General features: G+C 67.0%; 12 protein-coding genes. 9 read left to right on the top strand and 3 right to left on the bottom strand.

Annotation, left to right across the window (positions count from 1 at the left end; genetic code table 11):
• Positions 1-88 precede the first annotated feature (88 nt).
• From TFU_RS16320 to TFU_RS08010, 5 genes are all read left to right on the top strand, one after another.
• On the top strand, positions 89-223 hold the full coding sequence (locus TFU_RS16320; protein ID WP_258076890.1) for a hypothetical protein: 135 nt from the start codon (positions 89-91) through the stop codon (positions 221-223).
• Entirely contained in the window at positions 223-1,362 is a 1,140-nt protein-coding gene (locus TFU_RS08025; RefSeq protein ID WP_016188739.1) for a YeiH family protein, read from the top strand. Before TFU_RS16320 ends, TFU_RS08025 begins: the two co-directional genes overlap by 1 nt.
• A 253-nt stretch (positions 1,363-1,615) precedes the next feature.
• A complete protein-coding gene (locus TFU_RS08020; protein WP_016188738.1) occupies positions 1,616-4,537 on the top strand; it encodes a glycoside hydrolase family 9 protein in 2,922 nt (973 codons plus the stop codon).
• Between the two features lie 137 nt (positions 4,538-4,674).
• Positions 4,675-5,400 (top strand): FadR/GntR family transcriptional regulator, encoded by a 726-nt coding sequence (locus tag TFU_RS08015; RefSeq protein ID WP_011292052.1) that lies wholly within the window; start codon positions 4,675-4,677, stop codon positions 5,398-5,400.
• Positions 5,401-5,527: 127 nt separating this feature from the next.
• The gene (locus tag TFU_RS08010) at positions 5,528-6,502 is read left to right on the top strand and encodes an EamA family transporter (protein ID WP_011292051.1); all 975 of its coding nucleotides are present in this window, start codon (positions 5,528-5,530) and stop codon (positions 6,500-6,502) included.
• A gap of 77 nt (positions 6,503-6,579) precedes the next feature.
• Here TFU_RS08010 and fdhD read toward each other — a convergent pair whose 3' ends face one another.
• Positions 6,580-7,407 (bottom strand): formate dehydrogenase accessory sulfurtransferase FdhD, encoded by an 828-nt coding sequence (gene fdhD / locus TFU_RS08005; protein ID WP_011292050.1) that lies wholly within the window; start codon positions 7,405-7,407, stop codon positions 6,580-6,582.
• A gap of 149 nt (positions 7,408-7,556) precedes the next feature.
• Here fdhD and TFU_RS08000 point away from each other — a divergent pair, with 149 nt between their 5' ends.
• The gene (locus tag TFU_RS08000; RefSeq protein ID WP_011292049.1) at positions 7,557-8,657 is read left to right on the top strand and encodes a dual specificity protein phosphatase family protein; all 1,101 of its coding nucleotides are present in this window, start codon (positions 7,557-7,559) and stop codon (positions 8,655-8,657) included.
• A gap of 178 nt (positions 8,658-8,835) precedes the next feature.
• Here the strand turns inward: TFU_RS08000 and TFU_RS07995 are convergent, their stop codons facing one another.
• Complete coding sequence (locus tag TFU_RS07995) at positions 8,836-9,837, bottom strand: NAD-dependent epimerase/dehydratase family protein (protein WP_011292048.1); 1,002 nt, start codon at positions 9,835-9,837, stop codon at positions 8,836-8,838.
• A gap of 390 nt (positions 9,838-10,227) precedes the next feature.
• On the opposite strand from TFU_RS07995, the gene TFU_RS07990 reads away from it, so the two are divergent.
• On the top strand, positions 10,228-11,646 hold the full coding sequence (locus TFU_RS07990) for a polysaccharide deacetylase family protein (RefSeq protein ID WP_370491877.1): 1,419 nt from the start codon (positions 10,228-10,230) through the stop codon (positions 11,644-11,646).
• A 285-nt stretch (positions 11,647-11,931) separates the two neighbouring features.
• On the opposite strand, the gene TFU_RS07985 is transcribed toward TFU_RS07990, so the two are convergent.
• Positions 11,932-12,945 carry a LacI family DNA-binding transcriptional regulator gene (locus TFU_RS07985; protein WP_011292046.1) on the bottom strand — a complete coding sequence of 338 codons (1,014 nt, stop codon included), beginning with the start codon at positions 12,943-12,945 and terminating at the stop codon, positions 11,932-11,934.
• A 295-nt stretch (positions 12,946-13,240) separates the two neighbouring features.
• Here TFU_RS07985 and TFU_RS07980 point away from each other — a divergent pair, with 295 nt between their 5' ends.
• Both TFU_RS07980 and TFU_RS07975 read left to right on the top strand, forming a co-directional pair.
• Positions 13,241-14,545 carry an ABC transporter substrate-binding protein gene (locus TFU_RS07980; protein ID WP_011292045.1) on the top strand — a complete coding sequence of 435 codons (1,305 nt, stop codon included), beginning with the start codon at positions 13,241-13,243 and terminating at the stop codon, positions 14,543-14,545.
• Positions 14,542-15,432, top strand: coding sequence for a carbohydrate ABC transporter permease (locus TFU_RS07975; protein ID WP_011292044.1), 891 nt, complete (start codon positions 14,542-14,544; stop codon positions 15,430-15,432). The genes TFU_RS07980 and TFU_RS07975 overlap by 4 nt, the downstream gene beginning before the upstream one ends.

Here is a 15,432-nt window from a genome sequence, read left to right as displayed (position 1 = left end):
CTATACTAAATAGGTAGGATTACTTGAGTTAAGGTGGGCGCGCGGTACTCCCGCACCCTGCACACTCGTCTGCCGGTAAGGACACGCCATGAACGACAGAGCATCCCATCCCACCGGTGCACCTCGCTTCCGACTCAGCGAAGACTGGGCCGCGACCGTCCTCGGCCTCGTCCTGTTGGCCGCTTCCCTGATCGGGATTATCCCCACGGGACTGGTGCCCTGATGAGCGAGAGCACTACGACACCCCCCGACGTTGCAGCACCTGACGGCGCCGACCCCGCCCGCCCCTGGTACTGGGCGCTGCTCGGAGTCGCCGTCGTCGTCCTCCTTGCCGCAGTGACCCGGTTCCTGGAGTCCGCTGTCCCCGCGGCCGCCGAAGGCACTGGTTTCGCCGGAGTCGCCAAAGCCGTCGAATATCCCGTCTACGCGATCCTGCTGGGACTGGCGGCCAACGCCGTGCTCAGCGCCCTGGGAATCCGCCGTCGGCTCGCCGGAGGATTCCGCACCGAGTTCTTCATCAAGACCGGTCTGGTCCTCCTCGGCTCCACAGTCCTGTTCGACGTGATCATCAAAGCCGCAGGACCGGCCATCCTCCAGGCGATCCTCTTGGTCAGCGCGGTCTTCCTCTTCACCTGGTGGCTGGGCGGCCGCTTCGGACTGGACGACCGGTTGCGCGCCCTGCTGGCCTCCTCCGTGTCGATCTGCGGGGTGAGCGCCGCGATCGCTGCAGCCGGAGCCGTGCAGGCCCGTAAGGAACAGCTCGCCTACACCGCGAGCCTGGTGATCCTGTTCGCGCTGCCGTCCATCTTCCTGCTGCCCTGGCTCGTGGAGATCATCGGTCTCAACGCGGCCCAGGCAGGGGCCTGGATCGGCGGCAACATCGACACGACAGCGGCGGTGGCCGCCTCAGGCGCCATCGTCGGTGAGGGGGCGCTGCAGATCGCCTCTATCGTCAAGTCCACGCAGAACATCCTCATGGGCGTGGCCGCCGTCCTGCTCACCGCCTACTTCACCTTCCGGGTGGCTCCGGCAGGCGGGGCGACGGTCGGCATCGGCACCTGGGCACGCACTCTCTGGGACCGATTCCCCAAGTTCGTGCTGGGCTTCCTCGCCGCGTCCATCATCGCCACCCTGTGGGCCAGTGCCATGGGCGAAGCGGGAGCGGCCGGGCTCGACACGGCCAAAGCCCTGCGTGACTGGTTCCTCATTGCGGCGTTCACCAGTATTGGCCTGGAATTCAGCGTCAATTCGCTCAAGGAGGTCGGCTGGCGGCCGATCGGAGTCTTCGCGCTCGCCACGCTGTTCAACCTGGTCGTAGGCCTGATTCTGGCCAGCCTGCTGTTCCGCGGATTCAGTGTGTAAAACGGCGGGAATAGGGCCCGCTGCCCCGGGGAGAACGCTGGACGAGCAGAGAATAACCCCGCGGGTAGCGGGGCCCTTTTTGTTCTGCGGGAGGAAAGAGCAGCCGGAAAGTCCTGATCCGAGCGTAACCTATTGACACCGCTGAGTGATCCTGTTTTTATGTCATAGGTCACATGAAATGGGAGCGCTCCCATGGTGGGCCTCCGCTGTGAGGTCATCCTCCCAGTTCGAATCCCCCTACGGAAGGACTTCCGTGCTTAGGAGACCCAGATCTCGATCCCCCCTTGTCGCCCTCACCGCGGCGACTTGCGCAGTCGCGCTCGGGGGTACGGCGGTTCCCGCCCAGGCAGACGAAGTCAACCAGATTCGCAACGGCGACTTCAGCTCCGGCACCGCACCCTGGTGGGGAACCGAGAACATCCAACTCAACGTCACCGACGGGATGCTGTGCGTCGACGTCCCCGGCGGCACCGTCAACCCGTGGGACGTGATCATCGGCCAGGACGACATCCCCCTCATCGAAGGTGAGTCCTACGCCTTCTCCTTCACTGCCTCCAGCACCGTCCCCGTCTCCATCCGCGCCCTGGTGCAAGAGCCCGTGGAGCCGTGGACCACCCAGATGGACGAGCGTGCCCTGCTCGGCCCCGAGGCAGAAACCTACGAATTCGTCTTCACCTCCAACGTCGACTGGGACGACGCCCAAGTCGCCTTCCAGATCGGCGGCTCCGACGAACCGTGGACCTTCTGCCTCGACGACGTCGCCCTGCTCGGCGGCGCCGAACCCCCGGTCTACGAACCCGACACCGGACCGCGGGTCCGCGTCAACCAGGTCGGCTACCTCCCGCACGGTCCCAAGAAGGCGACCGTGGTCACCGACGCCACCAGCGCGCTCACCTGGGAGCTTGCCGACGCCGACGGTAACGTGGTCGCCAGCGGCCAGACCAAGCCGCACGGCGCGGACTCCAGCTCCGGGCTCAACGTCCACACCGTCGACTTCAGCTCCTACACCACGAAGGGAAGCGACTACACGCTCACCGTCGACGGTGAAACCAGCTACCCCTTCGACATCGACGAAAGCGTCTACGAGGAACTGCGCGTCGACGCGCTGTCGTTCTACTACCCGCAGCGCAGCGGCATCGAGATCCTCGACTCCATCGCCCCCGGCTACGGACGCCCGGCCGGCCACATCGGCGTGCCCCCCAACCAGGGCGATACCGACGTGCCGTGCGCGCCCGGCACCTGCGACTACTCCCTGGACGTCTCCGGCGGCTGGTACGACGCGGGCGACCACGGCAAATACGTGGTCAACGGCGGTATCTCGGTGCACCAGATCATGAGCATCTACGAGCGCTCCCAGCTCGCCGACACCGCCCAGCCCGACAAGCTGGCCGACTCCACCCTGCGCCTGCCCGAAACCGGCAACGGCGTGCCCGACGTGCTCGACGAAGCACGCTGGGAGATGGAGTTCCTCCTCAAGATGCAGGTGCCCGAAGGCGAACCGCTCGCCGGCATGGCGCACCACAAGATCCACGACGAACAGTGGACCGGGCTGCCGCTGCTGCCCTCCGCTGACCCGCAGCCGCGCTACCTGCAGCCGCCGTCCACCGCGGCCACGCTGAACCTGGCCGCCACCGCCGCCCAGTGCGCTCGCGTGTTCGAACCCTTCGACGAGGATTTCGCCGCCGAGTGCCTGGCTGCCGCGGAAACCGCGTGGGACGCCGCCAAGGCCAACCCGAACATCTACGCGCCTGCCTTCGGTGAAGGCGGCGGCCCGTACAACGACAACAACGTCACCGACGAGTTCTACTGGGCCGCGGCCGAACTGTTCCTCACCACCGGCAAGGAGGAGTACCGCGACGCGGTGACCTCGTCGCCGCTGCACACCGACGACGAAGAGGTCTTCCGCGACGGCGCCTTCGACTGGGGATGGACTGCTGCGCTGGCCCGCCTCCAGCTGGCCACGATCCCCAACGACCTCGCCGACCGCGACCGGGTGCGCCAGTCCGTGGTCGATGCCGCCGACATGTACCTCGCCAACGTCGAGACCAGCCCGTGGGGCCTGGCCTACAAGCCGAACAACGGCGTGTTCGTCTGGGGCTCCAACAGCGCTGTCCTCAACAACATGGTGATCCTGGCGGTCGCCTTCGACCTCACCGGTGACACCAAATACCGCGACGGCGTGCTGGAAGGCATGGACTACATCTTCGGCCGCAACGCGCTGAACCAGTCCTACGTCACCGGCTACGGCGACAAGGACTCCCGCAACCAGCACAGCCGCTGGTACGCCCACCAGCTCGACCCCCGGTTGCCCAACCCGCCCAAGGGCACGCTGGCCGGTGGACCCAACTCCGACTCCACCACCTGGGACCCGGTGGCCCAGTCCAAGCTGACCGGGTGCGCCCCCCAGATGTGCTACATCGACCACATCGAGTCGTGGTCCACCAACGAGCTGACCATCAACTGGAACGCCCCCCTGTCGTGGATCGCGTCCTTCATCGCCGACCAGGACGACGCCGGCGAGCCCGGCGGAGAAGAGCCCGGACCGGGCGACGACGAGACCCCGCCGAGCAAGCCTGGGAACCTGAAGGCCAGCGACATCACCGCGACCAGCGCCACCCTGACCTGGGACGCCTCCACCGACAACGTCGGAGTGGTCGGCTACAAGGTCTCCCTGGTCCGCGACGGTGACGCTGAAGAGGTGGGCACCACCGCGCAGACCAGCTACACGCTCACCGGGCTGAGCGCGGACCAGGAGTACACCGTCCAGGTGGTCGCCTACGACGCGGCAGGCAACCTCTCCACGCCAGCCACCGTCACCTTCACCACCGAGAAGGAGGACGAGACTCCCACGCCCAGCGCCTCCTGCGCGGTGACGTACCAGACCAACGACTGGCCGGGCGGCTTCACCGCCTCGGTGACGCTGACCAACACCGGCAGCACCCCGTGGGACTCCTGGGAACTGCGCTTCACCTTCCCGTCGGGACAGACTGTCAGCCACGGCTGGAGCGCCAACTGGCAGCAGAGCGGCAGTGACGTGACCGCCACCTCCTTGCCGTGGAACGGATCAGTTCCGCCGGGCGGCTCAGTCAACATCGGCTTCAACGGAACCTGGGGCGGTTCGAACACCAAACCTGAGAAGTTCACCGTCAACGGCGCGGTCTGCTCCATCGGCTGAACCTCGCCCTGGATTCGGATGTAAGCCGCCGTGGCCCCCGTCATCGGCGGGGGCCACACCCGGCACCATCCCCGCACACCCCCTGTGCGGGGATGGTGCTCCCCTCATTGGTCTGGTAAGACGAGGAAGGCGCCAACGTGACCTCCGAGAGCCCCGTGCGCGCGGCCCCCCGTGCCGGACGGATGACGGTGACCCGCCGAGCAGTCGAACAGATCAAGGCGATGATCGCCGACGGAACACTCCACCCCGGCCAGCGGCTCCCCACCGAGCGGGAACTCGCCGCGAAAATGGGACTCTCCCGCAGCTCCATGCGGGAAGCGATCCGGGTCCTGACCACCCTGGGGGTACTGGAAGCGCGGCACGGCGCAGGCGTCTACGTCACCGAACTCCACCCCCGCAGACTGCTCGAACCCTTCTCCGTCCTCGCCGAGGTCGGCCGCGGCACCACCCTGCTGGAAATGCTCCACGTGCGCCGCATCGTGGAACCGGCCGCCGCAGCACTCGCTGCGGTCCGCGCCAGCGACACACACCTGAGCACCCTGGCCGCCCTCCTGGACGCAGAAGACCACGCCTGCGGCCTGGCCGCGACCGAGGCAGGCACCGCCTTCCACCGCACCCTCGCCGAACTCGCGGGAAACGCGACCCTGGCGGCACTCATCGACGGGCTGGCCTCACCCGCGCTGGGAGCGCGGATCCACCGCGACCCGGCAGCCGACGAGGAAGAATGGGCGGCACAGCTCCGCGGCGACCACCACATCATCTACCGCGCCCTGCAGAACCGGGACCCGGAGGCAGCGCAGGCCGCAACCACCCTCCATCTCCTCCGCCTGGAAGAGCGGTTCCGCGACCGCATCGCCGTCTAACACGACGTCCGCTGCCCCATGCCCCGCACCGGCACGACACCCCCGGATCCGACTGTCTCCGGATGGCCTAGGATCAACGCGGCCGTCAAGGTCCTATCAGCGGACAATTTCGATGTCAGGGGGAGTCATGGCCGACATCACCAGAAACCGGTCCTCCGGGTTGGCATTCGCGATCGCCTCTGCACTTGCCTTCGGCGGCTCCGGCCCCGTGGCCCGGCCGCTCATCGACGCCGGACTCGACCCCCTGCACGTCACGTGGCTCCGGGTAGCCGGAGCAGCTCTACTCCTGCTTCCCGTCGCTTTCCGCCACCACCGCACCCTGCGTACCCGCCCCGCCCTTCTCCTCGCCTACGGCGTCTTCCCGATGGCGGGAGTCCAAGCCTTCTACTTCGCAGCCATTTCCCGGATCCCCGTGGGGGTGGCGCTCCTCATCGAATTCCTCGGCCCCGTCCTCGTCCTGCTGTGGACCCGCCTCGTGCGGCGCATCCCCGTGTCCCGCGCCGCATCCCTCGGCGTGGCCCTGGCAGTCATCGGCCTGGGCTGCCTCGTCGAAGTCTGGGCAGGCATCCGCCTGGACGCGGTCGGCCTGATCCTCGCGCTGGCTGCAGCGGTCTGCCAGGCCACCTACTTCCTGCTGTCGGACACGGCCCGCGACGACGTCGACCCTCTCGCTGTCATCTCCTACGGCGCGCTCATCGCCACCGCACTCCTGAGCCTCCTCGCCCGCCCGTGGACCCTGCCGTGGGGCATCCTGGCCCAGAATGTCGGGTTCGGCGGGCTGGACATCCCCGCCCTCATCCTCCTGGTGTGGCTTGCCCTGGTCGCCACCACCATCGCCTACCTCACCGGGGTGGCCGCGGTACGGCGGCTGTCCCCTGTCGTCGCCGGGGGAGTGGCCTACCTGGAGGTCGTAACCTCTATCGTCCTGGCCTGGCTGCTGCTCGGGGAAGCGTTGAGCGTCGCCCAGCTTGTCGGGGCGGCCGCCGTGGTGACCGGTGCGTTCCTCGCCCAGACCGCGGTCCCCGACACCAGTGCCGCGCAAGGCCCGGAGACGCTGCCCACCGCCCAGGACCCGGCCCCGCAGACCGGTTCCGCCCGCTGACCATCCCCCAAACACCCCGCCGAGGGCCCGGTCACCGAGAGCCCCAGAGGCGTCCCGGCCCTCAGGCGGGGGAGCAGTCAATCCTCGACCACGCGGTGCCCCCCGGCGTAGACGTTCATCGAAGGACCGCGCAGGAACCCGATGAGGGTCATCCCCGACTGATCGGCCAGCTCCACCGCCAGCGACGACGGCGCGGAGACCGCGGCCAGCACCGGAATCCCCGCCATCAAGGCTTTCTGCGTCAACTCGAACGAAGCCCGGCTCGACACCAGCAGCCCCATGCCCCGCAACGGCAGCCCGTACCGGCCAGCGGCATACCCGATCACCTTGTCCACCGCGTTGTGCCGACCGATGTCCTCCCGGACACACAGCAGCTCCCCGCCGGGGGTGACGAGCGCAGCAGCGTGCAGCCCGCCCGTGCGCGCAAACACTTTCTGTGCTTCCCGCAACCGGTCCGGCAGAGCAGACAAGACAGCCGTGGAGAAACACACCCGGTCGTCAGCTACCACGAAACGGCTCTTCGTCCGCACCGCTTCCAGACTGGTCTTCCCGCACACCCCGCACGACGAGGTAGTGGTGAAGTTCCGTGCCGCAGCGACATTCGGTTCCGGAACACCGGGAGCTAAGACGACGTCGATAACGTTGTACGTATTGACGCCGTCCTCGGTCGCGCCCGCGCAATAGCGCAGGGAGTGGATGTCGGAAGCATCAGCGATCACGCCCTCACCGATGAGGAACCCGGTCACCATCTCAAAATCGTGTCCGGGAGTGCGCATGGTGACGGTCAATACTTGACCGCCGAGCCGCATCTCCAATGGTTCTTCCACCACGAGGGTGTCCATGCGGTCACGCGCCACGGAACCGCTGATCCGCCGCACCCGTACCCGGGTGGTGACCCGCCCCATACCCACTCCTCCCGCTCCTCGCACCGGTGGGACGGCCCCAAAACTACCTCTTCTCCCCGCGCCGAGCTTCCGCAAAGAGCACCGGCCAGCACGGAAGAGAAAAACGGTGCGGCACACTACGGATACTCGGGGGGTGAGCACGTACGGCCGTGTGGGACGAATGGCACGTGGTCTGGGACCGGGCCGCCGGAGCAATGGTCGGCGGGGCAGCAGCCCGCCTGCTGCTGGGGGAAGACCCCCAGCCAGCCGAGGAATACCTGGCAGGAATCGGCGGCCAGGCCAGGGAAGCGATCCGGGACCTCACCGCCGGGCCTCGCGAACTGCCCGGCACTCCTCTTGCCCGCCACTGGGCCGCAGCAGTGCAACGCGGAGTAGTCGACGGCATCCTCCCCGACCCTGTCTTCCCGGACAGCGCACACCCGGCAGCCGTGGGCTGGCGGGCGGCAGCAGAAACTCCGACACCGCCTTTGGACCTCGCACGCGGCCTCTTCCCCTGCACTCAGCTCACCGCCGCAGTCCAGCGGGCCTACACCCAAGGCGGGCTCGCCGCCGCCCAGTACGCGGGCGTACTCGCCGGCGCCCGCTGGGGAGTCTCCGCTATCCCGCTGTCCGTGCAGCGGGAACTCGCCGCAGCCACACCGCAGCGCGTCCTCGTCACCGCCGCGCTCGTCGCCGCCCGCGGCCCGGACCCCGCAGCCTGGCCGCAACGCGACACCCAAGTGGTGCCCGGTCTTGACCGGGAACACCGCCAACCCTTCGCGATCCCTCACCCTCACGACCCGGGGGTCGTGCTGTGCACCATGGAATACGTCCGTGACAGCACTGACGCGGACGCAGTAGTGTCGCTGTGCCGGATGGGCACTCGCGACCACCCACCGCATCTGCCACGCCGCGACATCGTGGAAGTGTGGCTGCACGACCTACCCGGAGCCAACCCCAACCTGCATTTCGTGCTGGACGAAGCAGCCCGTATGGTCGCGCAGCTGCGCGACGAGAACAAGCGGGTGCTGCTGCACTGCGCGGCATGCCAGTCGCGGACCCCGGCCGTGGCCGCCCGCTACGCTTCCGCATACCGCGGAGCAGACGTGGTGGCAGCGCTACGGGAGATCATCACGACTGTGGCAGGACACCTCAACAACCCGGAACTGAGCCGCGCTGCCGCAGAACTGGCGGGAGTGGAACTCCCCGACCCGGCCGCTGTGCTCTTCCCCGAGGGGCTGCCGACACTCACCCGCGCCCCGCGAATCTGAGCGGGCACTCCCGAAAACAGTGCTGCCCGCGAACACAGGCCCCGCAGTAGACCGACAACCGCGCCCGGCACAGCAACCTGGCACTCGGGCCCAGCGACACCGGAAAGCCGTGGACCGCACCCGGTTCCCTGGAGCGTGCCCGAACCCGCAACCGCCCCCCGCGGGAAACCTGCGGACCTTAGACCGTCACGTCGCCGTCCAGCAGCGGAAACAAGGACGCGGGCGTGGAATAGTCGGCGATCATCTCCGTGATGATCGTGTCCACGTCGACAGTGGCCCGCCAGTCAATCAACGCTGCAGCCAACGTCGTATCCGGGGTGCGGTGGCGGGTCAGATCGTAGTGCGGCCCGCGGGCCACGCGATGGTCAATGCTCACAATCGGACTGGTCGAACCGGTGAGATCCCGGACCCGTACCGCCAGATCCCGGATGCTCACCGGCCGGGTCGCACCAATGTTGACGGCACGCCCGTACGCCAAAGGCTGTTCGATGAGGGCGAGGAGCGCCGCCACCACCTCGCGCACCGAGCAGAAGCAGCGCGTCTGCGACCCGTCCCCGTGCACGGTGAGCGGACGCCCGTGCAAGGCCTGCTCCACGAAAGTGGGCACCACATGTCCCTGATCAGCGCTCTGCCGCGGCCCCGTCACGTCGAACAGGCGGACGATCACCGCGGGCATCCCATACTCCCGGGCATAGCGGGTGACCAAGTACTCGCCCAGCCCTTTACTCGCCGCGGTACACCAGCGCCCTTCCTGGGCCGAGCCCAAGAGACGGTCGTCGTTCTCCCGGAGCGCCTCCCCGTCGCAGCGGCCGTACACCTCGCCTCCCGAAGCGAACAGGAAACGGCACCCCTGTTCCAAAGCGGCAGCCAAGACCCGCTCCGTGCCCGTGATGTTGACGTGGATGGCACGCACCGGGTCGACCCCCACCACCCGGGCGCCTACGAGCGCAGCCAGGTGGAAGACCGTGTCCCGGCCGGCCATCGCGGTGCGCAGCGCCCGATCGTCGAGCACCGACCCGTGAATAAACCGCATCCGGGGGTCCCGCAGTGCGGAGACCAGGTTGGTGCGTGACCCAGTCGACAGATCGTCGAGGACTACCACGTCGTGGCCGTGGGTAAGCAGGAAGTCAACCAGGTGGGAACCGATAAATCCGGCTCCTCCGGTCACTAGAGCCCGCATAACGATCACCCACCGAGGCGTATTCGCCGCCACCACTGTCAATGCTCATATAACTACACAGAGCGATAGTTGCAGAGAGGCAGGCAGGTGTGTCCCGACCATTGGTGGAAGACGCACCCAGGTGACACGATCTGTCTCCCCCCACCAACAGTTACCGCCAGAATGGTTGTGTCCAGCCATGGAAAAACCCAAGTCTGTCACTGGACCGCGCGTTTATTTCCCCTGTGGTTCGGTGGTGGGACATAACGTACAGTCAACGGTGTCAACGGCGCCGAACCGATCCCTGATCCCGGATCGTCTCAACTCCCGCATGCCCTTCTTCGTCGGTTAGGTCGGGTCGCAGTGGTGTGGAAAACCTGGAAAAGGCAACTGGTCAGCTGGTGCGCGGTCATGGCGGTCACAGCGCCGCTCACTGCTTGTACGTCGTGGGAAGAACTCGGCGCCCTCAAAGGAGGACGCGAAAGACTCGCTGACGGCTTGCACACGATCGAACCCACGTGGATCGACGGATTGACCGTTGCCGAACACTCCGTGTCCGTCGACGGTACGACGATCACCAGCAAATATCCGGTGGTTCCAGGAGCCACCGACTTCACCGTCGACATCCGCACCACGATGGCCGAGCGGGAGACCGAATTCATCACCCAAGGGGACGGCGGGGAATTGACCCAGCACGCCGAGTTCCTCGTCGCCTCGAACGGAGTGCTGGGTGCCCGGGTGATCTCCCAGTACGAAGACCGGGTCGACGCCTCCACCCACTGGTACGACGTGGCCTCCGGAGAGGCACTGCCGTGGACTGCGCTCCTCAACGGAGACCAAGCGGTCGACCAGCTCGCCGCCCGGGTCGCGCTAGCGCTGCACAAGGACCACGATGTGGCCGCTGACGCCATGCCCGACGGGCTGCCCACCCCGCAAGACGAACTGCCGGACGCGGAAGACACCGAGCCCGCGCTGGTCGACCCCGAAGCAGTGTGGAAGAGCGCGGAAAAGCACGAAGACTCGCCGCTCGCAGACCTCGGCTTCGACGCTGCGGGGGATCTCGTGGTGAGCTTCAGCCCTGGCGAAGTCGCCGACAACGAGGTCCAGGTGACCGTGGCCGACAGTGAACCGCTGCTGTCCCGGTTCGGGCGCAGCGCCCGGCAAGCCGTCCGGGACGGGGAGGAGAGCCTGGAGCTGCCCTCGAACACCGTCCCCACCTACACCATCGACTGCGACCGGGTGCCGTGCGTGGCTTTGACGTTCGACGACGGGCCAGGAGCGGACACCCCGCTCCTGCTGAAGCACTTGGAGGCCTACTCGGCGAAGGCCACCTTCTACGTGCTGGGCCAGCTCACCGAAGGCGACCCGGACACGGTACGGGCCGCGATGGAAGCCGGGCACGAGATCGCCAACCACTCCTGGAAGCACGACAACCTCGCCACCAAGAGCGGGAACGCCGTGCAGGACGACATTGAGAAGACGTGGAAGGCGATCGAGGAGGCGACCGGGGTGACGCGGACCACGGTTCGCCCGCCCTACGGTTCGTACAACGAAACCACCCAGGCCAGCATCGACTACCCGCTGATCCTGTGGGACGTCGACACCCTGGACTGGCAGCACCGGGACACCGAGAAGACTATCGAAGCGGCCGTGTCCGGCACCCGGCCCGGCAGCATCGTGCTCTTCCACGACATCCACCGGCCCACGGTGGACGCCATCCCCGAAGTGCTCAGCCAGCTGCACGCCAAGGGGTACCACTTTGTGACGGTCACCGAGCTCTTCGGTGGTCGGACTCTCGAACCCGGCGTGGCTTACACTCGGCGCGACTGACCGCCACAGCGCCTGCCAGAAAACCCACTGGACAGGCAGAGGGGGCGACAGCTCGAGCTGTCGCCCCCTCACCCGCACGGGGTAGACACGTTCGTCCGACCCGCATCGCAGTGGGGGAAAGCTGTGGAGCGAGCCACCCAGCCGCCCGCACCGCAGGCCCGGTCAGCAGCGGGTTCGCTCAAGCCAAAGGGCACCGCGCCGCGGCGCTGCACCGGCGGGCAAGGCGGTTGCGGGCGTACCCCCGTGGACGTCCGCATGTGAGCGCTTTCCCGGCGGCATGTTTTATTAACTGGGCGGGGGACCGGTGCTCGCGCGTTTCACCAGTTCGGTAGCGAGTTCCACGCGGCGAGGGTGAGGCTTTTCCCCGGCGACCATGCGCAGCAGGGTGCGGGCCGCCATCTGTCCCATCTCACTGAGCGGCTGACGCACCGTGGTCAGCGGCGGCGCCGCCCAGGCAGCTTCGGGAAGGTCGTCGAAACCGACCACACTCACATCCTGCGGGACCCGCAGGCCGCGTTCGAACAGGGCCTCGTAGGCACCCCGGGCCATCATGTCGGACCCGGCGAAGATCGCCGTGGGCGGTTCAGGGAGCTCCATCAACCGGTGGGTCTCCGCGTGCCCGCCGGGGATCGTGAAGTCGCCGTAGCCGATGTACTCGTCGGGTACGGTCAACCCTGCCGCGTCAAGCGCACTGCGGTATCCGTCCACCCGGGCCCGGCTGCACAACATGTGTGTGGGCCCGCTGATGGTGGCGATACGCGTGTGGCCCAGTTCGATGAGATGCTGGGTGGCGGCCAGGCCGCCAGCCCAGTTCGTAGTGCCCACCGCGGGGACCTCGTGGGAAAGGTCACCGACCGGGTCGACCACGGCCACGGGAACTCCCAGCGCTTTCAACTGGGACCGCTGCTCAGGCGACAGTTCCGACAGCACCAGCACGACGCCGTCGGTTCCCCGGGCGCGCACATTGTCCAGCCAACGGCGCCCCGGACGGTCGTTGTCGTTGCGCACCGCGGAAACCACTACGCCAACACCGTGCTCGTGGGCAGCCTGCTCCACCCCGGCCAGGATCTGCATCGCCCAGGAGTTATCCAGGTCGTGGAAGACCAGGTCGATAAGACCCACGGCTTGGCGGCCAGGTGAGCGGCGCTGCCGGTACTGGTGCTGCTCCAGAAGTTGCTCAATGTGGCGTCGGGTTTCGGCCGCCACATCGAGATGGCCGTTGACCACCTTGGAGACGGTCGAAACCGAGACACCGGCCTGACGGGCCACCTCGGCCAGGGTGGGGCGTCGTCTGGACACGGGCCTCCTCAGGGCAGTGGAACGCGGTTACCCCACCATCCTAGACCGAAAGGTTTCGACAAATCTTTCGGGGTGGAGTGTGGAGCTTTGTCCTTCTCTGTAGCAGATCGTACTCGTCTGAGCTGGGGGCTCTCTCAGGGATGTGAGTGCTGTTACCTGAATGAGACGTCTGGGGGGTTGACGGAGATTTTCGACACACCTAGCGTCTTTATCCCGAAAACTCTCGAAAAATTTCGGAGTTCGGCTGCTGTCGTCGAAATCCCCCTGAAACTAACCCGAGGACGGTGTCCCGTTCATGAGACGCATAACCCGGACCCACATGCTCGGCAGCGCCCTGGCGGCGCTCGCGCTCGGCCTCACGACCGCGTGCGGGACCTCCGGACCCGGCGCTGATAGCGACAAGGCCGGAGTCGAAGTGTGGATGGTCGAGGACGCCTCGGTCAACGAGGTCGTGCAGAGCGCCATCGACACCTACAGCAAGAACGCCGGAATCGACGGCGAGCTCGTCACCTACGTCAACGACGCTTACAAGCAGCGCATCCAGGTGGCGCTCGGCTCGCCCGAGTCTCCCGACGTCTTCTTCAACTGGGGTGGTGGAAACCTCGCCCAGTACGTCAAGGCCAACCAGGTGGTTGACCTGACCGAGGCGATGGAGGCCAACCCCGAGTTCCGCGACGCCTTCCTGCCCAGCGTCCTGGACGTGGCCAAGATCGACGGCAGCTACTACGGCGTTCCGATGCAGGGCGTGCTGCCGGTGGTGCTCTTCTACAACAAGAAGGTCTTCAAGGAAGTCGGCGTCGAACCGCCCACCACCTACAGCGAGCTGCTCGACCTGGTCGACACCTTCAAGAAGGAAGGCATCACCCCCATCGTCCTGCCCGGTGCCCAGGCGTGGACCGAGCTGATGTGGCTGGAGTACCTCACGGACCGCATCGGCGGTGCCGAAGTGTTCCAGGCCATCGCCGAAGGCAAGGAAGGCGCCTGGAAGGACCCGGCCATCATCAAGGCCCTCGAAATGTGCCAGGACCTGGTGGAGCGCGGCGCCTTCGGTGACAACTTCTCCTCCCTCACCTCCGACAACGGCAGCGCCTCCACCGTGCTCGCCAGCGGCAAGGGTGCCATGTACCTGATGGGTACCTGGGAGATCTCCAACCAGCAGGAGCACAACCCCGACTTCCTGGCCGACGGAAACCTCGGCTTCATCGCCTTCCCCGCCCTGGAAGACGGCAAGGGTGACCCCGCCGCGATCGTCGGCAACCCCAGCAACTACTTCTCCGTGAACTCGGACAGCGACAACGTGGACGAGGCGATTGACTTCCTCGTCGAGACCATGGCCTCCGACGCCTACGTCGAGGACCTCATCGAGATCGGCCACGTGCCCGCGGTCGCCGGCATCGAAGACAAGCTCGCCGAGACCGAGCACTCCGAGTTCACCACCTTCACCTACCAGCTCGTCGCCGAGGCGCCCAGCTTCACCCAGTCCTGGGACCAGGCGATCCCGCCGGCGGCGGCCGAGACGATGCTGACCAACCTGCAGTTGGTCTTCCTGGGTGACATGACTCCTGAAGAGTTCGCTGAGGCCATGGAGGCCACCCAGTGACCTCGGCTACCACCCGAGTGCAGCGGCCCGGAGCCCTCTGGGCCGCTCCCGCCCTTATCTTCTTCGGGATCTTCGGACTTGCCCCGATCGCCATCGTGGCGGGGCTCAGCTTCACCACGTGGGACGGGCTCGGCAACCCCGAGTGGGCCGGACTGCACAACTGGCGGACGCTGCCGTCCGACAAACTCGTCGGCTCCGGCCTGATGATCACGCTGACCCTGACCGTCCTGACCTGGGCCACCCAGACCCCGCTCGCCCTGGCGTTCGGGGCGTGGGCAGCCGGCCCTCAGCGCATCCGCGCCGTGGTCAGCACCATCTTCTTCCTCCCGCTGCTGCTGTCCACCGCTGCGATCGCGCTGATCTGGCAGGCCCTGCTGGACCCCACCTTCGGGCTCCCCGCCCAATGGTCGGAACTGACCGGACTGAGCGCCAACGTGCTGGGCGACCCCGACCTGGCGCTGTGGGCGATCGTGTTCGTCCTCCTCTGGCAGTTCCTCCCCTTCCACATGCTGCTCTACCAGGCGGCCGCCAAGCAGATCCCCGCGTCGCTGTATGAGGCAGCCGAAATCGACGGAGCCAGCCCGCTGCAGCGCTTCTGGCGCATCACCGTGCCGCAACTGCGGCACACCATCATCGCCTCCTCAGTGCTCATGATCGTCGGGTCCATGACCTACTTCGAGACCGTGCTGCTGCTGACTGGAGGCGGTCCCGGCACAGCCACCCGCATCCTGCCGCTGCACATGTACCTCAAGGGCTTCTCCGCCTTCGAAATGGGCTACGCCAGCGCCATCGCGGTCCTGCTGGTCGCGGTCGGTACCGGATTGTCGCTGCTGGTGGTGCGGGTCAGCGGCTACTCGCAGATGACCAGCGAGCGAGAAGGAGTCTGA

It is taken from the genome of Thermobifida fusca YX (assembly GCF_000012405.1).
GTDB lineage: Bacteria > Actinomycetota > Actinomycetes > Streptosporangiales > Streptosporangiaceae > Thermobifida > Thermobifida fusca.
Note: the sequence above shows the minus strand (reverse complement) of the source record. Positions and strands in the feature narration are given on the sequence as shown.